Below are 17,682 nucleotides of genomic sequence, written 5' to 3'. Positions count from 1 at the left end.
TGAGGCCAATACTCAATGAAAATCAAAGAGCAAACTAGGAAACTAGCCGCAGGCTGCTCAAAGCACTGCTTTGAGGTTGTAGATAGAACTGACGAAGTCAGTAACCTACATACGGCAAGGCGACGTTGACGCAGTTTGAATTTGATTTTTGAAGAGTACAAGACCCCAGGTTTTTCTTATTCATAGGTTACGACTGTGACCGCACCCTTGTCATACTCAGCGATAAAGATATTGGCTACATTGTCATGCCCTTGCTTGCTGAGATTATCAAGCAGCCACTCTTCGCTACGACCAATCGATTCCAAGACGTCTACTTGGATCACACCGTCAGTCACAACTGGATACTTAGGATTTTCATCTCCCATTTGGACCACGATGAGTTGGCCATTTTGTTCTTGCACAGCTCGTTTAACTTGCTTCATCTGGAAAATTCCTTGGCTACGAAGTTTGAGGGCTACATCCGATGCAGACAAGCCAACTGAACGACAGGCTTCTGGGTCAATCTGCCCATTTTTGATGAGGAGAGTTGGTTTCCCATCAATCAAGCGTTTGACAAAGCGAACATTGTTATTGAGCCACTTTAGGGTCAAAACCAAAATCGTCCACATCATCAAAATCACTGCGTATTGCAGGATACTGATTGAACTATTGTAAATTACCCCACCGATGATACCACCAAGAACATAGTTCTGAATTTGGTCTGTAGCAGAGTTAGGTGCTAGATTCCCCTTTCCTGTCACATTAATAACAAAAACAAGAGAGAAAAGACCCAAGGCCAGTTTGATTAAAATTTCCATATAGTTGAGTGTCATTTGTTTACCTCCACCAATTCAATAGCGTCTGTTTGATGCAATTCTAATTTCTCTAAAAGATACTTGTCTGGTTGGCTCCCGTTCATGGCGCGGTAGAAATTTGGACCTACCTTGACAAGCGCTCCATCAGTGGCAGCTGAAGTATTAACGTAAACTTCTGATTTATCCACCCCCAAGTCTTTGGAAACAACCTCTATGAAATGAAGTGAGGTTTGAAATTGATTGTTAGAGGCTTGATTGGTCTGGTATTTTGAGATTGTTACCAAAAGCATGGCTACCAAGGTCAAGGCCAAAATCATGACCAATTCCCGAAACTTAGTCCCCTTTTTATCTCGATAAGCCTTAAAAGCAAAAAATCCTGTGATAGCTAGGAGCACAATCCCAAAGCCAATCATGATTCCATTTTGTTGACTGATTTGGCTAAGCACATAGTCATATGAGTAAAATTTCATCTATTTTCACTCCCTTTCATAAAATCATTCTTCATTATAAACGAAAGAGGGTGATTTTTCAAACCATACGTTGGGGAAATAGACCTTTTTTTGGTATAATAAAATCTATAAATCTGAATGAAAAAGGTAACTTTATGAAACTCATCTCATGGAATATTGATTCCCTCAACGCAGCCCTAACTAGTGACTCAGCTCGTGCCAAATTGTCCCAAGAAGTCCTACAAACCTTGGTCGCCGAAAATGCTGATATTATCGCTATCCAAGAAACCAAGCTTTCTGCCAAGGGCCCTACAAAGAAACATCTGGAAATTTTAGAAGAACTCTTCCCAGACTACGAAAATACGTGGCGCTCTTCCCAAGAGCCTGCCCGCAAAGGCTATGCTGGAACCATGTTCCTTTATAAGAAAGAACTTACACCCACTGTCACTTTCCCAGAAATCGGTGCCCCTTCTACCATGGACTTGGAAGGTCGTATCATCACTCTAGAATTTGATAAATTTTTCGTTACCCAAGTTTACACTCCAAACGCTGGCGATGGCCTCAAACGCTTGGAAGAACGTCAAGTCTGGGATGTCAAATATGCTGAGTACTTGGCTGAACTAGACAAAGAAAAACCAGTCCTTGCGACCGGTGACTACAACGTGGCCCACAATGAGATTGACCTTGCAAATCCTGCTAGCAACCGCCATTCACCAGGATTTACCGACGAGGAACGTGCTGGATTTACCAACCTTTTGGCAACTGGATTTACGGATACCTTCCGCCACATTCACGGCGATGCTCCAGAACGCTACACTTGGTGGGCACAACGCAGCAAGACTTCTAAAATCAACAATACTGGCTGGAGAATCGACTACTGGCTCACAAGTAACCGCATCGCTGACAATGTGACTAAGTCTGATATGATCGACTCAGGTGCGCGTCAAGACCACACACCCATTGTCATGGAGATTGAGCTCTAAGGAGAAAGCTAATGGACTATCAAGCTGTCATTCCTGAATTTGTAGTATCTGACCTCGAAAAGTCACGCCACTTCTACTGCGACTTGCTGGGATTCTCTGTCGAATACGAGCGCCCCGAGGAGAAATTTCTCTTCCTCTCGCTTGAAGACTGTCAACTTATGCTAGAAGAAGGCGGCGCAGGAGAATTAGCTCAGCTGAACTATCCTTTCGGGCGCGGTGTCAATATTTCCTTTGGCATTGAAGATGTTCCTCAGCTACACCAAAAACTGCTGGAAGCTGACTATCCTATCCATCGTCCCCTGACAAAAAGAGAATTTCGAGTGGGAGATAGCTTTATATATCCCCATGAATTTGCGATTTTGGATCCAGATGGTTATTTTTTAAGATTTAGCGAGTAGAACAATAAAGATTGGAAAAAGTCTTTAAAGTTAGAAAAAGGCATATTGTCAAGTCTTGAAAAATCTTGATAATATGCCTTTTATGATGGAAAAACCTTCTAAATGTTAGCCAATAAGTTAATTTTTACCCATTTTTATTATATTTGTTCGTTTTTCAAACCAAAACACTAACAAAACATTTGATTTCTAAAGCTATTTAGTGTAAAATAAAAACATTGGCTCAAGCCTATGTTAAATTAAATATCGTTTTACTTGTTTATGTCGTGAATTGGCACGACGTTTCTACAAGGTGCCGGAACACCTAACAATAAGTAAGTTAGCTTGAGGGGATGGTCTTTTTTGCCATGCCTATTTTGGGGACTTGCTTAGAGATTAAGCAGGTCCTTTTTGAATACTTTTGTTAAAGCACACCTTTAAGTGTAAACTAAATATTTTTAATATTTCCCTTAATTAGTGCGGACGGGAGCAACTTCCTTCGGAATTTCATCCCTAATTTTTGAGCCAAAAGTCTCAAAAATCCCGTCATAGACAATAACAAGATTATTGTCTATGATACCACTACGGCGGGAAATATTTGATAAGACTCGCTTCGCTCGTACTAATTTTATCAAATATATAGTACTAGCAAACTGGATCACTATAGAAACATTTAACCAACAAGTAAACTGGCTTATAGACTTTAGGAGGTCTTATGAAATTATTAGAAGAGCGCATCCTCAAGGATGGGCATATCTTGGGTGATAACATTCTCAAGGTGGATTCCTTTTTAACCCACCAAGTTGACTTTAGCTTGATGCGAGAGATTGGTAAGGTTTTTGCGGAAAAATTTGCTTCTACTGGTATTACCAAAGTCGTGACCATTGAAGCGTCAGGTATTGCCCCAGCCATTTTTACAGCTGAAGCCTTAAACGTTCCCATGATTTTCGCTAAAAAATCTAAAAACATCACTATGAACGAAGGAATCTTAACTGCCGAAGTTTACTCCTTTACCAAACAGGTGACCAGTACCGTTTCTATCGCTGGAAAATTCCTCTCACCAGAGGACAAGGTCTTGATTATCGACGATTTCCTTGCTAATGGCCAAGCTGCTAAAGGCTTGATTCAAATCATCGAACAAGCTGGTGCCACAGTCGAAGCTATCGGTATTGTGATTGAAAAATCCTTCCAAGATGGACGTGATTTGCTTGAAAAAGCAGGCTATCCTGTCCTATCACTCGCTCGTTTGGATCGTTTTGAAAATGGTCAAGTCATATTTAAGGAGGCAGATCTCTAATGCAAACTCAAGAAAAACATTCACAAGCAGCCGTTCTCGGCTTGCAGCACTTACTAGCTATGTACTCAGGATCCATCCTGGTTCCCATCATGATTGCGACAGCCCTTGGCTATTCAGCTGAGCAGTTGACTTACCTGATTTCTACAGATATCTTCATGTGTGGCGTGGCAACCTTCCTCCAACTCCAACTCAACAAATACTTTGGGATTGGACTCCCAGTCGTTCTCGGAGTTGCCTTTCAGTCGGTCGCTCCCTTGATTATGATTGGGCAAAGCCATGGTAGTGGCGCTATGTTTGGTGCCCTTATCGCATCAGGGATTTACGTGGTTCTTGTTTCAGGTATCTTCTCAAAAGTGGCCAATCTCTTCCCATCTATCGTAACAGGATCTGTTATTACCACTATTGGTTTAACCTTGATTCCTGTCGCTATTGGAAATATGGGAAATAACGTTCCAGAGCCAACTGGTCAAAGTCTCTTGCTTGCCGCCATCACTGTCCTGATTATTCTCTTGATTAACATCTTTACCAAAGGGTTTATCAAGTCTATCTCTATTTTGATTGGTCTGGTTGTTGGAACTGCCATTGCTGCTAGCATGGGCTTGGTGGACTTCTCTCCTGTTGCAGCAGCACCGCTTGTCCATGTCCCAACTCCACTCTACTTTGGGATGCCAACCTTTGAAATCTCATCTATTGTCATGATGTGTATCATCGCAACGGTGTCTATGGTTGAGTCTACTGGTGTTTATCTGGCCTTGTCTGATATCACAAAAGATCCAATCGACAGCACACGCCTTCGCAACGGTTACCGCGCAGAAGGTTTTGCCGTACTTCTCGGAGGAATCTTTAACACCTTCCCTTACACAGGATTTTCACAAAACGTTGGTTTGGTTAAATTGTCAGGTATCAAGACTCGCCTGCCAATCTACTACGCAGCTGGTTTCCTGATACTCCTTGGACTCCTTCCTAAGTTTGGCGCCCTTGCCCAAATCATTCCAAGTCCTGTCCTCGGCGGTGCCATGCTGGTGATGTTTGGTTTTGTATCTATTCAAGGGATGCAAATCCTCGCTCGTGTTGACTTTGCTAACAATGAACATAACTTCCTTATCGCAGCTGTTTCAATCGCTGCAGGAGTTGGACTCAACAACAGCAATCTCTTTGTCAGCATGCCGACAGCCTTCCAAATGTTCTTCTCAAACGGAATCGTCGTAGCCAGCCTACTCGCCATTGTCCTCAATGCAGTATTAAATCATAAAAAGAAATAAGAAAAAGAGGTGTGAGCCTCTTTTTTGTTTCTCTATATCCTTACCTGTCTGTCTTCTGACCGTTGGCCTGTAACAAACATGGTAAAGGTTGCTTTGCAGACATTTCTGCCTTCTTGATTGGTGATATCCACATCCACCACACAGGTTGTGCGACCTTGATGGACGCATTCTCCTTTAATGGTCAACACATCGTCGAGTTTTCCTGCTTTGAGGTAGTTGATAGAGGATTGGAGCGTCACTCCATCTAGTCCTAGCGAGATGACTACCAAACCACTAATCTGGTCACAAAGGGTAAAGAGATAGCCACCATGGGCATTGCCATAGTAGTTGAGCGACGAGTTCACTACTTTTGTCGTCACCACAACGTGACCATCTCTCATTTGTTCAATTTCGTAATTTTCAAAGGCAGATATAGCGTCAAAATGAAAATCTTTCATCGTTTCCTCCTGATATTTCAAACGACACTATGATACTACTTTTTATAGGACTGTGCAAGGAGAAAGCTCCTAGTCTGGCAAAATTCCGACCTGCTCTATAAAGCGCATAAAGGCTGCCTGTCCTTGCTCCGTCTGCTTATAAACTCCTGCATCTTCAAGTACACGTGCAAAGATAGCACCCACAGAATCCTTAACGATTTCAAGGGCTTTTTCTTTATCTGTTAGGTCTGGATGTTGGACTTTGAGTTGGTCTGCCCATTCCTGATGATAATCGGAAACTGTAACAGCTTCTCCTACAATATAGCTAGCGACTCGCTCCACTTCTTCTTTCAGACGTGGTGGCAGGATAGCCAAGCCCATGACCTCAATCAAGCCGATATTTTCCTTCTTGATATGTTGGACATCCTTGTGGGGATGATAGATGCCGTCAGGATGTTCTGCAGAAGTCTGATTGTCCCTCAAGACCAAGTCCAACTCAAACTGGCCATCTCGTTTACGGGCTATAGGTGTAATGGTATGGTGTGGTGTTTCATTACTTTCTGCCAAGACTTGCACCCTTGGATCTGAATACTGGCGCCATTCCTGCAAAATCTTGTCAGCTAAGTTGATCAAATCTTCTTTGGAATCCGAAGTCAAACGCAACACTGACATGGGCCACTTGACAATTCCAGCCTTGACCTGCTCAAAACCAGTAAAATAGAAAGTCTTTTGCAAGGGAGCCAATTCCATCGGAAAGACGTGACGGCCTCCCTGATAATGATCATGAGTTAGAATAGAGCCCCCAACAATCGGTAGGTCGGCATTAGAGCCAGCAAAATATCCTGGAAACTGCTCTACGATAGCCAGCAGACGCTCAAAACTCTGACGACTAATGGCCATGGGACGATGTTGGCCATCTAAGAAAATACAGTGCTCATTAAAGTAGGCATAAGGTGAATACTGGAAACCCCACTCCTGAGCAGCCATTTCAAAACGGATAATACGGTGGTTGCTGCGAGCTGGGTGATTTACTCGACCATGATAGCCCTCATTCTCTAGACAAAGCTGACACTGAGGATAATTGCTGGCTTGCACTAACTTGGCCACCGCAATCTCTTTGGGATCCTTTTCAGGCTTAGAGAGATTGATGGTAATTTCAAGCTCTCCGTAATCAGATGGAACACGATAAGCGATATTTTTAGCAATAGCCTTGAGTTTTATGTAGTCATTTTTCTGACTGAGTTGGTAAAAATCCTCTATCGCTTGTTCAGGAGAGTGGGCGTAGGTTTCCCAGAAGTCACGATTGACCTGACTGGGACAAGGGGTCACCAAGTCCATCAGTTCAGCACCGAGGATTTCACGCGCAGTCTGACTATCCTCAATCGTTTCTAATCGAACGGCTTCCTCAACCAGCTGGTCCTTGAGGTCAATCAATTGATCTAGATCGGTCTCAACTTCCAAGACACCGTCTCCCACTCGTGCCAAAACACGGTTGGTCAGGTAGATTCGATCCATTTCCTCAAATGAACTTTCAGAAATGACATGTGTTACAAATTTATCTACTAAGGTCACTATAGAGCCTCCTTTTGACTAGTCAAGGACGCGAGTGCCACCTGCAACTTCAGCGATATAGAAGCTTGGAGCGTATCCAACTACTTCCTCGTAGTGTTTGCCTACAGCTTCCTCAAAGGCCTCAACAGTATCTTTTTGCACCAAAGCAATGGCACAGCCACCAAAACCAGCACCTGTCATTCGAGCACCGAGAACTCCTTCTTGTGCCCAAGCTGTGTGAACAAGGGTGTCCAATTCCAAGCCAGTTACTTCATAATCATGCTCAAGAGAAACGTGTGACGCATTCATCAAACGACCAAATGTTTCCAAATTACCTGCTTGAAGGGCTGCTTGAGCTTTGAGGGTACGTTGGTTTTCAAGTACGGCATGGCGAGCACGTTTCAAACGATTTTCGTCTTTAATTAGATAACTGTATTGATCAAAAGCCCATTCGTCCAATTCACCCAGGGTTTGAATGTCCAAAGCCACTTGTAGTTCTTCTACTGCTTTTTCACACTCAGCACGACGTTCATTATATTTAGAATCCGCCAATTCACGACGTTTATTGGTGTTCATAATAACAACGACATTGTCCTTCAAATCAAGTGGCACCAAGTCATACTCTAAAGTGTTAGTATCTAAGTAAATAGCACGTTGATCAGCTCCCATACCGATAGCAAACTGATCCATGATACCAGAATTTACTCCGATAAAGTTGTTTTCTGTTTGTTTACCAATTTTAACCAAATCCAAACGATCTAATTTTAAATCAAAGAGATGCTCTGCCACGACTCCTGTCAAGAGTTCCAAGGATGCAGAAGAAGACAAACCAGCACCATTTGGGATATTCCCATAAACATAAAAATCAAAACCTTTGTCAATCATATGGCCTGCTTCTTGCAAGAAATGAAGAACTCCTTTTGGATAGTTGGTCCAGTTGTGCTCTTTTTCAAACTTGAGGTCAGCAAGAGGAACTTCAATGATGCCCTTGTCTTCAAAGTTGGCTGAGTAGAAACGCAAGACTTGGTCGTCACGCTTGCGAGCTGCCCCATAAGTTCCCAAGGAAATAGCAGCCGGAAAAACGTGCCCACCGTTGTAGTCTGTGTGTTCACCAATCAAATTGATACGACCTGGTGAAAAGAAGGTTTGATCCGCTTCTTGACCGAAAACGGCAAGAAAGTCTTTACGAAGAGCTTCAGCAGTAAGATGTTGTGTCATATGAATTCTCCTTTGACTGTCCGTTAAGTCACCTTAACGTGTAATCGTTTTCTTCTATTGTATCCAAGGGATTTCCCAAGGTCAATCCTTTTTACTAAAATTTTACTAAACTATCAGTAAAAAGCAGAAAAATATGATATACTAACCTAAAAGAAGGAGGATTTATGGCTACCTTAAAAGACATTGCACAGCTAGCCTCTGTCTCTATCGCGACCGTATCCCGTGTCCTCAATCGCGACCAGAGCCTATCTGTTACAGAAGAAACCAGACACCGTATTTTAACCGTTGCTGAAGAGTTGGGCTACACCAAGCACCTCAAGACAGGCGAGTCCCACAAACCCAAGCAAAAGATTGCCATTATCCAATGGGTCAGCGAACAAGGGGAGCTGGACGACCTCTACTACTACCAGATTCGCCTAGGCATAGAAAAAAGAGCCCAAGAACTGGACTATGATATTTTGCGATATTTTAATGACCATCCTTTTACCCTAAGCGAGGAAGTGATTGGGATTCTCTGCATCGGAAAGTTTAGTCGAGCTCAGATTTCTGCCTTTGAAGAATACCAAAAGCCTCTTGTCTTTCTAGACAGTGATACACTTTCCCTGGGACACACCTGCATTATCACGGACTTTTACACTGCCATGAAACAGGTTGTCGATTATTTCCTCAGCCAAGGAATGGACAGTATCGGGATTCTAACAGGTCTTGAGGAGACAACTGACCAAGAAGAAATCATTCAGGATAAGCGGCTGGAAAATTTCAGAAATTACAGTCAAACAAAAGGAATCTATCATGATGAACTGGTCTTTCAAGGAAGCTTTACCGCCCAGTCTGGCTATGACTTAATGAAGGAGGCCATTCAGAACTTAGGAGACCAACTCCCACCAGCCTTTTTCGCAGCTAGCGATAGTTTAGCTATCGGTGCCCTCCGTGCCCTCCAAGAAGCTGGAATCAGCCTACCAGACCGTGTCAGTCTTATTTCCTTTAACGATACTAGCCTGACCAAGCAAGTCTATCCTCCCCTCTCCAGCATCACCGTCTATACCGAAGAAATGGGCAGAGCAGGCATGGATATTCTTAATAAAGAAGTACTCCACGGTCGCAAAATCCCTAGCCTGACCATGCTGGGAACCAGACTGACTCTGAGAGAGAGTACAAGGAATGATTAAGATATTAGAATCTAGGCAAAAACTAAATTTCAAGATAAAATGAAGTAAATGTCCCCACAATAAAACGCATAGTATCAAGTTTTTTTAATGCCTGACACTATGCGCTTTTCACTTTTAAAGACTTTTCCCCAGCCTCTTTTCTAGTGTTGATGCCCATGGGGTTGCTCTAAGGCTGTTACCCTCCGCTTATGTTGCGCATGATTGCTTTGGCTGGTATCCACTTCGATTGTAATATTCTGCACACCTCTTTCTTCTAAGAGCTGACGCACTTGATTCTTTGTTTCCGTCATCTGCTCCCAATCTTCTAAACAGAGATGGATAATGGCATTATTTTCCAGACCATCCATGGACCAAATACTAAGTTGATTGACACTTTTGACATTGGTCAGAGCATCCAAATCCTTCTCCAAATCACCAGTCTCTACTCCTTCCGGCACAGCGTCCAAGAAAATCTTGAGTGTAGACCAAAAACGTGGAATGGCTTTTGTTAGAATGAAGATGGAAATGACAAGAGATAAGAGCGGATCAAGAATATACCAATCTGTAAATCGGAGGATAATCGCCATTAGAATGACAGCCAACCAACCAAGAGTATCTTCAAAAAAGTGCAGGCTGAGAATTGACTCGTTCTTTGTCTTTCCCTTGCGAACTACTAGACTAGCTAGCACATTAATACTGACTGCAATGATCCCTAGCCAGAGGATACCTTCATCATTAACGGGCTGTGGATTAAAAAGTTTAGTTATATTTTCCAAAATCACTAGGATGGATCCTGTGATAAGAATCACAGCAGTCACAAGTGCCCCTAAAAGACTAAATCGCTTGTAACCCAAGGTGTACTGCCTATCTTCTTCTCTATTTGAGATTGTTTCTAAAAAGGCCGATATGCCAATAGCTATAGCATCTCCCAAGTCATGGACAGAATCAGCAAGAACAGCACTCGAACCAAAGATGCCTCCTGCGATAAACTCAACAATAGCATAGCTTAAATTTAAGAAAAAAGCTACCCAAACAGTATATTTTGCCTTCATCTTTCTCATTCCTTTGTTATAATAGATTTATGAACACCTTGTTCATTATTATTATCTACTAAAACTCAAAGAAAGGATAGAAGCAAAATGTCAGCTTTATTCAGTTCTGAACAATTTGCCTCAAATGTCCATATGACTAATATTGACCGCCGTATCAGCAAAACAAAAAAAGCCATCTATCAAGCTTTTCTACAACTTTTGAACGAGAAGGGCTACGAATCCACTACAGTTCAGGATATCATTGATCTCGCAGATGTGGGACGATCCACCTTTTACTGTCACTATGAGAGCAAGGAACTACTTCTGGACGAGCTTTGCCGCTACCTCTTCCATCACCTCTTTGAAAGAGAGGAGTCCATTTCAACCGAGGATTATCTCGCCCACCTCTTTCTGCATTTTCAGAAAAATCAAGACCATATCACCAGTCTGCTATTTTCCAAAAATGACTACTTCCTCCGTCAACTCCATAAAGAGCTAGAACACCATGTCTATTCCCTGATGGCTAATGATTTAAAAGAAGCTCACCCTAATCTACCTACTTCTTACCTCCAACACTTAGTCGTGTCCAACTTTGTCGAGACATTGACCTGGTGGCTCAAAAAAGGACAAGACTTTACAGACCAGGAAGTTGTCCAATTTTATCTAGACCTTCTCATTCCTAAAAATTGAATAGCAAATAGAGCTCAGTTGCCTTATTTCTTGGTTACTGAGTTTTTTATCTTTTCAACAATCAAAAAAGCCCAGACAACATTGTCTGAGCAGTTTTCTATATGGTCGTTTAACAAAGTTGAGTTTGACATTTTCAAACTATTTCTTCAACAAACCTTGTTCTTGTAGAAACTCCTTGGCTACTTGTTCTGCTGACTTGCCTTCAACACCGACTTGATAGTTAAGCTGGCTCATCTGGCTTTCAGTAATTTTACCAGCCAATTTATTGAGAACTGTTTCCAACTCTGGATGTTTCTTGAGAAGAACTTCTTTCATGAGTGGAGCCCCTTGATAAGGTGGGAAGAGTTGCTTGTCATCTTCCAATACCTGTAAATCATAACGTGCCAATTCCGCATCGGTCGAATAGGCGTCCGTGATTTGAATATCACCTGACTGAATAGCCTGATAGCGAAGGGCTGGTTCCATGGTCGCTACATTGAGATTGAGACCATACATTGATTGCAAGCCCTTATTGCCATCTTCACGGTCATTAAACTCGAGAGTAAATCCAGCCTTCAACTGCCCTTCCACTTTTTTCAAGTCCGAAATGGTCTTCAAGCCATATTCTTGAGCAATCTTTTTCGGAACAGCTACAGCATAGGTATTTTGATAAGACATGGGTTTGAGATAGGCTAGATGATTCTGTTTGGCAATACCATCACGCGCCACCTGATAAACCTGCTCTGACTCATGACTCACTTTAGGTGATGGTTGCAGCAAACTTTCAGTCACCGTACCAGTAAATTCAGGATAGATGTCAATATCGCCTTTTTTCAAAGCTTCATAAAGAAAGCTTGTTTTCCCAAAATTCGGTTTAACAGTCGCAGTCATACTGGTGTTTTCTTCAATCAGCAACTTATACATATTGGCCAAAATTTCTGGTTCTGGACCCAATTTCCCAGCAATAACCAAGTTTTCTTTCTCTTTTTGAGCCAAGAGAGCTGGGCTATAAGACAGACCGAGCAATATGGTCACCAAGGCAAAACCAGAAAAAATCGTCCGCAATTTTGCTTTTTCCATCACTTTTAGTAGGAAGTTAAAGGCAATGGCAAGCACTGCAGAAGAAAGGGCCCCGATCAAAATCAGACTGGCATTATTACGGTCAATTCCCAAAAGGATAAAAGAACCCAGCCCCCCTGCCCCAATCAAGGCAGCCAAGGTTGCCGTACCGATAATTAAGACAGCTGCCGTCCGAATCCCAGACATGATAACAGGCATGGCAAGCGGAATTTCAAACTTCTTGAGTCGCTCCCACCTAGTCATCCCAAAGGCAATCCCAGCCTCTTGCAGACTCGGATCAATTCCCTTGAGTCCAGTGATGGTATTTTGTAAAATCGGAAAAATCGCATAGATCACTAGAGCTGTCAAAGCTGGCAAGGTTCCAATTCCCATCAAGGGGATAAAGAGCCCCAACAAGGCCAGTGACGGGATAGTCTGGAAAATCCCTGCAATCTGCAAGACCCAGTCGGCCAATTTCTCATGATAGCGAAGATAAACAGCCAAGGGAATCGCGATAAAAATAGCTAGTAACAAGGTTAAAAGTGACAACTGCAAATGTTGAGATAGAGCTGTCAACCAATCACTAAAACGATCCTGAAAAGTTGCAATTAAATTAGTCATGAACACTACCTCCAAACAAGTCTGCTACAAAGTCTGTTGCAGGCGCTTTTAAAATTGTCTCGGGATTCGCTACCTGGCGAATTTCTCCATCCTGCAAGACAGCAATACGGTCCGCCAATTTCAGAGCTTCATCCGTATCATGGGTTACAAAAATCGTTGTCATCCCAAATTCTTTATGCAATTCTTTCGTCAGAATCTGCAACTGTTTTCTCGAAATAGCATCCAAGGCTGAAAAAGGTTCATCCATGAGGAGAATCTTAGGCTGACCAATCATAGCACGAACAATACCGACCCGTTGCTGTTCTCCACCAGATAATTCACTAGGAAGTCGATGTCCATACTCAGCCACTGGTAAACCAACCTTAGCCAAAAGCTCTTCTGTTTTCTGAGCAATTTCTTCCTTAGTCCAGCACTTCATTTCAGGAATCAGGGCAATATTTTCCGCGACCGTTAGATTAGGAAATAGGGCAATAGCCTGTAAAACATAACCAGTAGAAAGACGAAGATCCCGCTCGTCATAGTCTTTGATGCGCTTGCCATCCATATAAATATTTCCATCAGTCGGTTCCAAGAGACGGTTAATCATCTTAATCATGGTCGTCTTACCGGACCCAGATGGCCCAACTAAAACCATAAACTCGCCATTCTCAATCCGTAAATTAACATCTCTCAAGACATCTTTTTCTGTGTAACGTAAAGCTACATTTTTGTATTCAATCATTCTGTATCCTCAATTTAAAACTTCCCTCGATTGGTCAGGTCTTCTACCTTAGGCATGACTTCCTTATTATCCCAATTCTCCACAATTTTTCCATTTTCTAGACGGAAAATATCGTACTGGGAATAGGCAACTCCACCAATCTGAGTCTGACCATAGCTAACCACATAGTTTCCTTGTCCTAAGAGTTGGAAAACAAAGTCAAAAGTGGCCTTTACTTATAAACAGCTAATTTGCTCCATTTTAAACCTCATTTTCATCCTCTTTCAGATTAGCCAAAATTCTTTCTTGAAAGGCTTCAAACTGACGAATTTCTTCCTCTGAAAATCCTTTGTAAAAGATCGTATCCAATTTCTGACTGACACGATGCCCCACTTCTTTCTGAGACTGCCCCAACTCTGTTAAAACCAAATACTTCTTACGCTTATCTTCTCCACATGGACTAATAGTTACAAGATTTTGTTCCTCTAGCTTTTTTATCATCGTCGTCAGAGTATTATTAGCAAGTCCAGTCGCAAGCGCAATGTCTGTCGCAGTTGCACAGCCAGTTTCACTATTCCATAAAACCGCTAAAATCTTGCCCTGTTCACTCCGATAAAGAGCTTCAGGGTCTTGGCTCAGTAACTTTTGAAAAATCCGCCCATTCAACAAACGAATATGATGGGCTACCAAATGACTATCTTTCATGGCACCTCCAATTTATTTCTATATCGAAATGAATAAAGTAATTGTAACACTCGTCATTTCATCTGTCAACTATTTCGATTTAGAAATAATTTTTCCCAGTAAAAAAATCTCCTACCCATGGTAGAAGAATTTTAATCTTATAAAACTTAATCCGTCATGTCCGATACCAACGTTCGATGCTCCAATGGAATACTGCACATAACTAGCAAGAAAATGAAACCTGACTGAATCCAAAAGAGGGCCAAGTCAAAGATTCCGTGCACAGCAACCACTGTAAGGAAAGATAGATAAAGGCCGATAATCGGACGTTTCCCAGACTCCTGACTCATATCCATCATCAAGCGAACAGGAGCCACAGAAGACAAAACTAGTAAAATAGTCCCCACAATTCCGTAACTCAGAATCGTATCAATATAAAGACTGTGAGCATGTTCATGATAAGGAGCATTTATTCTAGGATAAGAGTGCATATAGGTCAATGGCCCTTCACCCCAGAAAGGATTTTGCTTAAATAAGGTCATCCCAGCATCCCAGATAGAAATTCGTTCTTCCATAGAAGAGTCTAAAGTCCCCATCCGAACTCCCAAATCACTGGAAAAGAGGAAACTCAAGCCAATCGCAAAGACCCCTATACTAAGCCAAAAGGCCTTCCAGTTTTTAATGGTTGTAAAGAGATAAATAATGGCTCCAGCGATAATAGCAGGAAATGCGGTTCGATTTTGCGTAAAATTCAAACCAAAGAGATTAACAAAGCCTGCAATCACACAGAATACTTTCAACCAATTCAACTTGGTCGTTGTAAACAGATAGAAAGCAATCATGATACAGAAACAACAAATAATTCCATAATAATTAGGGTTAAAGAAGGTCACTTCTGCACGATTCTGATGCCACACCTGCATATTGGGTGAAAGAAAAGCATAGTTGAATTTCTTCACAATTTGGAAATGTTCTAAACTCGCAAAAGCAGCTGACAATACGCTACCAAACAAGACGAGCTGCAAAATCAATCGAAAGAATTTATGTGATAAAATCGACTGATAATGCAAAAAGAAAACAGTAAATAGAAAAATTCCTACTGAAGCCACAACTCCCATCCAATTTTGTGCAAAAACGGATATAACAGTACTATAGCCAAGAAAAAGAAGCAGCATCGGATGCTCCCCCATTTTCTGAAGAATACTTTTCATGTCTCCTGTGAAAATTAAACTGATAATATATAAACAGAATACAACTACAAAAAGATAAAAGGGTAAAAAGATACTCAGGATAATTCCCAATAAAATCAGCTCTTTACTAGACAACCCTTTCAGCTTTTCAATAAAGCCTATTGATTTCAAAATGAATCCTTTCTCTCCAAATCAGTTGATTCAGATAATAGTAAGCTATCCTATATTGTACCACTTTTTTAGCAATTTGAAAACAAAGGAAACGCTTCCTAGTTAAAAAAGGAGCAAAAATACTGAGATTTCACACCTCAAGCTTAATGACTACATTTACTCTAAGAAAATCATACCGTAAATACTAGGCATATGTTAAAATAGTAGTAATTAAGCAACTAGCCAAACTAGATTCAAATCAGATACTATTCCTAAAGAAAGGAAACACTATGAAATCTTACCAAGCTGTCTACCAAATTCTAGCTAAAGATGCCAACTATATCAGCGGAGAAAAAATCGCAGAAGAACTATCCCTCAGCCGAACATCAATTTGGAAAGCCATCAGGCGGCTAGAACAAGAAGGCATTGAAATTGATAGTATCAAAAACAAAGGCTATAAACTGGTGAGTGGAGACCTTATTCTTCCAGAGATTCTAGAAGAAAACCTTCCAATTAAAGTCAGTTTTAAACCCGAAACAAGATCAACACAACTCGATGCAAAAGAAGCAATTGATTTAGGAAATGAAGCAAACACCCTCTATCTAGCTTCCTATCAAACAGCAGGACGAGGCCGTTTTCAACGCTCCTTCTACTCCCCACAAGGTGGCATTTATATGACCCTCCATCTCAAACCAAATCTCCCTTACGACAAATTACCATCCTACACACTACTTGTAGCAGGAGCTATCTACAAAGCCATTAAGAACCTAACTTTAATAGATATCGACATAAAATGGGTCAATGATATCTACCTCAAAAATCAAAAAATTGGAGGAATCCTCACTGAAGCAATGACCTCTGTGGAAACTAGCTTAGTCACAGATATCATTATTGGAGTAGGAATCAACTTCACTATTAATGATTTCCCACAAGAATTAAAAGAAAAAGCTGCTAGTTTATTTAAAACACCAGCACCTATTACCAGAAATGAATTAATCATAGAAATCTGGCGCACTTTCTTCGAAACACCAGCAGAAGAACTATTATACCTATACAAAAAACAGTCATTCGTTCTAGGAAAAGAAGTTACTTTCACACTAAATCAAAAAGACTACAAGGGACTTGCTAAAGATATCTCTGAAAGTGGAAAGCTTCTAGTTCAATGTGATAACGGAAAAGAAATCTGGCTCAATAGCGGAGAAATATCACTCAAGAGTTGGAAGTAATAATAAACTAGCACAACCATAAAATCGACAATATATAAAGATTTTAGCTTTTCTGCAGCCCACTACAGTTGACAAAGAGCGCAAAAAACTTCAGATAAGTAATCCAATTAAGTTTTACAAATCTGAAGTTTTTATTCTACAATTCTTAAAAATACAAAAAAAGAGTTATAAACTCTCAATAAAACGGAGAATAAGGGATTCGAACCCTTGCGCCAGTTACCCGACCTAACGATTTAGCAAACCGTCCTCTTCAGCCTCTTGAGTAATTCTCCTATTAATGGGCACGAGTGGACTCGAACCACCGACCTCACGCTTATCAGGCGTGCGCTCTAACCACCTGAGCTACGCGCCCAAGTTAAAAACTTGGTAATTGAACAAAGTTCAAAGCGGGTGACGAGAATCGAACTCGCGACAACAGCTTGGAAGGCTGTAGTTTTACCACTAAACTACACCCGCATACATACTATTAATAAAATGGCGCGAGACGGAATCGAACCGCCGACACATGGAGCTTCAATCCATTGCTCTACCAACTGAGCTACCGAGCCTTATTGCGGGAGCAGGATTTGAACCTACGACCTTCGGGTTATGAGCCCGACGAGCTACCGAGCTGCTCCATCCCGCGTTAATACAAAAGGAGGATGTGGGATTCGAACCCACGCACGCTTTTACACGCCTGACGGTTTTCAAGACCGTTCCCTTCAGCCGGACTTGGGTAATCCTCCATACTATTCAAATGGACCTTGTAGGACTTGAACCTACGACCACTCGGTTATGAGCCGAGAGCTCTAACCAGCTGAGCTAAAGGTCCAACAAGATCATTATAGCGGCGAAGGGGATCGAACCCCCGACCTCCCGGG

Annotated in this window: 17 protein-coding genes, 7 tRNA genes, 1 pseudogene and 1 riboswitch; of the genes and pseudogenes, 7 read left to right on the top strand and 18 right to left on the bottom strand. The window is 41.7% G+C overall.

Annotation, left to right across the window (positions count from 1 at the left end; all coding sequences use genetic code 11):
- Positions 1 to 176: 176 nt before the first annotated feature.
- Together MK480_RS07075 and MK480_RS07070 are read right to left on the bottom strand one after the other, a co-directional pair.
- The gene (locus tag MK480_RS07075) at positions 177 to 812 is read right to left on the bottom strand and encodes a DUF421 domain-containing protein (RefSeq protein WP_000174456.1); all 636 of its coding nucleotides are present in this window, start codon (positions 810 to 812) and stop codon (positions 177 to 179) included.
- Positions 809 to 1,264 carry a DUF3290 family protein gene (locus MK480_RS07070; protein WP_000675331.1) on the bottom strand — a complete coding sequence of 152 codons (456 nt, stop codon included), beginning with the start codon at positions 1,262 to 1,264 and terminating at the stop codon, positions 809 to 811. Before MK480_RS07070 ends, MK480_RS07075 begins: the two co-directional genes overlap by 4 nt.
- Positions 1,265 to 1,398: 134 nt before the next feature.
- Here MK480_RS07070 and MK480_RS07065 point away from each other — a divergent pair, with 134 nt between their 5' ends.
- The 4 genes from MK480_RS07065 to MK480_RS07050 all read left to right on the top strand — a co-directional run bounded on the left by MK480_RS07065 (position 1,399) and on the right by MK480_RS07050 (position 5,159).
- Positions 1,399 to 2,226 (top strand): exodeoxyribonuclease III, encoded by an 828-nt coding sequence (locus MK480_RS07065; protein ID WP_268707422.1) that lies wholly within the window; start codon positions 1,399 to 1,401, stop codon positions 2,224 to 2,226.
- An 11-nt stretch (positions 2,227 to 2,237) separates the two neighbouring features.
- Entirely contained in the window at positions 2,238 to 2,624 is a 387-nt protein-coding gene (locus tag MK480_RS07060) for a bleomycin resistance protein (protein ID WP_261030621.1), read from the top strand.
- Between the two features lie 232 nt (positions 2,625 to 2,856).
- Positions 2,857 to 2,952: riboswitch (purine riboswitch) on the top strand.
- Between the two features lie 363 nt (positions 2,953 to 3,315).
- Positions 3,316 to 3,897: a xanthine phosphoribosyltransferase gene (locus MK480_RS07055; RefSeq protein WP_268707421.1), complete on the top strand. Its 582-nt coding sequence runs from the start codon at positions 3,316 to 3,318 to the stop codon at positions 3,895 to 3,897.
- Positions 3,897 to 5,159: a nucleobase:cation symporter-2 family protein gene (locus tag MK480_RS07050; RefSeq protein WP_268707420.1), complete on the top strand. Its 1,263-nt coding sequence runs from the start codon at positions 3,897 to 3,899 to the stop codon at positions 5,157 to 5,159. Before MK480_RS07055 ends, MK480_RS07050 begins: the two co-directional genes overlap by 1 nt.
- 32 nt (positions 5,160 to 5,191) lie before the next feature.
- Here the strand turns inward: MK480_RS07050 and MK480_RS07045 are convergent, their stop codons facing one another.
- The 3 genes from MK480_RS07045 to MK480_RS07035 form a co-directional block, all read right to left on the bottom strand.
- Positions 5,192 to 5,596, bottom strand: coding sequence for a PaaI family thioesterase (locus MK480_RS07045; protein WP_084927231.1), 405 nt, complete (start codon positions 5,594 to 5,596; stop codon positions 5,192 to 5,194).
- A 69-nt stretch (positions 5,597 to 5,665) separates the two neighbouring features.
- A complete protein-coding gene (locus tag MK480_RS07040; RefSeq protein ID WP_268707419.1) occupies positions 5,666 to 7,147 on the bottom strand; it encodes a UDP-glucose--hexose-1-phosphate uridylyltransferase in 1,482 nt (493 codons plus the stop codon).
- An 18-nt stretch (positions 7,148 to 7,165) separates the two neighbouring features.
- Entirely contained in the window at positions 7,166 to 8,344 is a 1,179-nt protein-coding gene (locus MK480_RS07035; RefSeq protein ID WP_268707418.1) for a galactokinase, read from the bottom strand.
- A gap of 164 nt (positions 8,345 to 8,508) precedes the next feature.
- Here MK480_RS07035 and galR point away from each other — a divergent pair, with 164 nt between their 5' ends.
- Positions 8,509 to 9,513, top strand: a complete 1,005-nt coding sequence (galR, locus tag MK480_RS07030) for a DNA-binding transcriptional regulator GalR (protein WP_268707417.1) — start codon at positions 8,509 to 8,511, stop codon at positions 9,511 to 9,513.
- A 140-nt stretch (positions 9,514 to 9,653) separates the two neighbouring features.
- Here galR and MK480_RS07025 read toward each other — a convergent pair whose 3' ends face one another.
- Positions 9,654 to 10,544, bottom strand: a complete 891-nt coding sequence (locus MK480_RS07025; protein WP_020901629.1) for a cation diffusion facilitator family transporter — start codon at positions 10,542 to 10,544, stop codon at positions 9,654 to 9,656.
- A 132-nt stretch (positions 10,545 to 10,676) separates the two neighbouring features.
- Between MK480_RS07025 and MK480_RS07020 the strand changes: the two genes are divergently transcribed.
- Entirely contained in the window at positions 10,677 to 11,213 is a 537-nt protein-coding gene (locus tag MK480_RS07020) for a TetR/AcrR family transcriptional regulator (protein WP_031237576.1), read from the top strand.
- 138 nt (positions 11,214 to 11,351) lie between these two features.
- Here MK480_RS07020 and MK480_RS07015 read toward each other — a convergent pair whose 3' ends face one another.
- From MK480_RS07015 to MK480_RS06995, 5 genes and pseudogenes are all read right to left on the bottom strand, one after another.
- Positions 11,352 to 12,872, bottom strand: a complete 1,521-nt coding sequence (locus MK480_RS07015; RefSeq protein WP_261029026.1) for an ABC transporter permease/substrate-binding protein — start codon at positions 12,870 to 12,872, stop codon at positions 11,352 to 11,354.
- Positions 12,865 to 13,593 carry an ATP-binding cassette domain-containing protein gene (locus MK480_RS07010; RefSeq protein ID WP_125393380.1) on the bottom strand — a complete coding sequence of 243 codons (729 nt, stop codon included), beginning with the start codon at positions 13,591 to 13,593 and terminating at the stop codon, positions 12,865 to 12,867. The genes MK480_RS07015 and MK480_RS07010 overlap by 8 nt, the downstream gene beginning before the upstream one ends.
- 14 nt (positions 13,594 to 13,607) lie before the next feature.
- Positions 13,608 to 13,799, bottom strand: a pseudogene (locus MK480_RS07005) (nuclear transport factor 2 family protein); the annotation flags it as partial.
- Between the two features lie 34 nt (positions 13,800 to 13,833).
- Positions 13,834 to 14,277 (bottom strand): MarR family winged helix-turn-helix transcriptional regulator, encoded by a 444-nt coding sequence (locus tag MK480_RS07000; protein WP_125442995.1) that lies wholly within the window; start codon positions 14,275 to 14,277, stop codon positions 13,834 to 13,836.
- Positions 14,278 to 14,423: 146 nt separating this feature from the next.
- A complete protein-coding gene (locus tag MK480_RS06995) occupies positions 14,424 to 15,617 on the bottom strand; it encodes an O-antigen ligase family protein (protein ID WP_261029029.1) in 1,194 nt (397 codons plus the stop codon).
- A gap of 269 nt (positions 15,618 to 15,886) precedes the next feature.
- Between MK480_RS06995 and birA the strand changes: the two genes are divergently transcribed.
- Positions 15,887 to 16,822 (top strand): bifunctional biotin--[acetyl-CoA-carboxylase] ligase/biotin operon repressor BirA, encoded by a 936-nt coding sequence (gene birA, locus MK480_RS06990; protein ID WP_084888843.1) that lies wholly within the window; start codon positions 15,887 to 15,889, stop codon positions 16,820 to 16,822.
- 184 nt (positions 16,823 to 17,006) lie between these two features.
- Here the strand turns inward: birA and MK480_RS06985 are convergent.
- The 7 genes from MK480_RS06985 to MK480_RS06955 form a co-directional block, all read right to left on the bottom strand.
- Positions 17,007 to 17,094, bottom strand: a tRNA-Ser gene (locus tag MK480_RS06985).
- Between the two features lie 6 nt (positions 17,095 to 17,100).
- Positions 17,101 to 17,174, bottom strand: a tRNA-Ile gene (locus tag MK480_RS06980).
- Positions 17,175 to 17,207: 33 nt separating this feature from the next.
- Positions 17,208 to 17,278 (bottom strand) — tRNA-Gly (locus MK480_RS06975).
- 19 nt (positions 17,279 to 17,297) lie between these two features.
- Positions 17,298 to 17,370: transfer RNA gene (locus tag MK480_RS06970), tRNA-Phe, on the bottom strand.
- Between the two features lie 3 nt (positions 17,371 to 17,373).
- Positions 17,374 to 17,447: transfer RNA gene (locus tag MK480_RS06965), tRNA-Met, on the bottom strand.
- A 10-nt stretch (positions 17,448 to 17,457) separates the two neighbouring features.
- A tRNA-Ser gene (locus MK480_RS06960) sits at positions 17,458 to 17,547 on the bottom strand.
- Positions 17,548 to 17,559: 12 nt separating this feature from the next.
- Positions 17,560 to 17,633, bottom strand: a tRNA-Ile gene (locus MK480_RS06955).
- Positions 17,634 to 17,682: the final 49 nt, after the last annotated feature.

The sequence above is a fragment of the Streptococcus mitis genome (assembly GCF_026782895.1).
GTDB lineage: Bacteria > Bacillota > Bacilli > Lactobacillales > Streptococcaceae > Streptococcus > Streptococcus mitis_CB.
The sequence above is the reverse complement of the archived record's forward strand: the minus strand, read 5'-3'. Positions and strand labels throughout refer to the sequence as shown.

Excerpts from the sequence above, each read along its gene's own strand:
- MK480_RS07075 (WP_000174456.1), bottom strand. The coding sequence starts at position 812 with ATGACACTCAACTATATGGAAATTTTAATCAAACTGGCCTTGGGTCTT.
- MK480_RS07070 (WP_000675331.1), bottom strand. The coding sequence starts at position 1,264 with ATGAAATTTTACTCATATGACTATGTGCTTAGCCAAATCAGTCAACAA.
- MK480_RS07065 (WP_268707422.1), top strand. The coding sequence starts at position 1,399 with ATGAAACTCATCTCATGGAATATTGATTCCCTCAACGCAGCCCTAACT.
- MK480_RS07060 (WP_261030621.1), top strand. The coding sequence starts at position 2,238 with ATGGACTATCAAGCTGTCATTCCTGAATTTGTAGTATCTGACCTCGAA.
- MK480_RS07055 (WP_268707421.1), top strand. The coding sequence starts at position 3,316 with ATGAAATTATTAGAAGAGCGCATCCTCAAGGATGGGCATATCTTGGGT.
- MK480_RS07050 (WP_268707420.1), top strand. The coding sequence starts at position 3,897 with ATGCAAACTCAAGAAAAACATTCACAAGCAGCCGTTCTCGGCTTGCAG.
- MK480_RS07045 (WP_084927231.1), bottom strand. The coding sequence starts at position 5,596 with ATGAAAGATTTTCATTTTGACGCTATATCTGCCTTTGAAAATTACGAA.
- MK480_RS07035 (WP_268707418.1), bottom strand. The coding sequence starts at position 8,344 with ATGACACAACATCTTACTGCTGAAGCTCTTCGTAAAGACTTTCTTGCC.
- galR (WP_268707417.1), top strand. The coding sequence starts at position 8,509 with ATGGCTACCTTAAAAGACATTGCACAGCTAGCCTCTGTCTCTATCGCG.
- MK480_RS07025 (WP_020901629.1), bottom strand. The coding sequence starts at position 10,544 with ATGAAGGCAAAATATACTGTTTGGGTAGCTTTTTTCTTAAATTTAAGC.
- MK480_RS07020 (WP_031237576.1), top strand. The coding sequence starts at position 10,677 with ATGACTAATATTGACCGCCGTATCAGCAAAACAAAAAAAGCCATCTAT.
- MK480_RS07015 (WP_261029026.1), bottom strand. The coding sequence starts at position 12,872 with ATGACTAATTTAATTGCAACTTTTCAGGATCGTTTTAGTGATTGGTTG.
- MK480_RS07010 (WP_125393380.1), bottom strand. The coding sequence starts at position 13,593 with ATGATTGAATACAAAAATGTAGCTTTACGTTACACAGAAAAAGATGTC.
- MK480_RS07000 (WP_125442995.1), bottom strand. The coding sequence starts at position 14,277 with ATGAAAGATAGTCATTTGGTAGCCCATCATATTCGTTTGTTGAATGGG.
- birA (WP_084888843.1), top strand. The coding sequence starts at position 15,887 with ATGAAATCTTACCAAGCTGTCTACCAAATTCTAGCTAAAGATGCCAAC.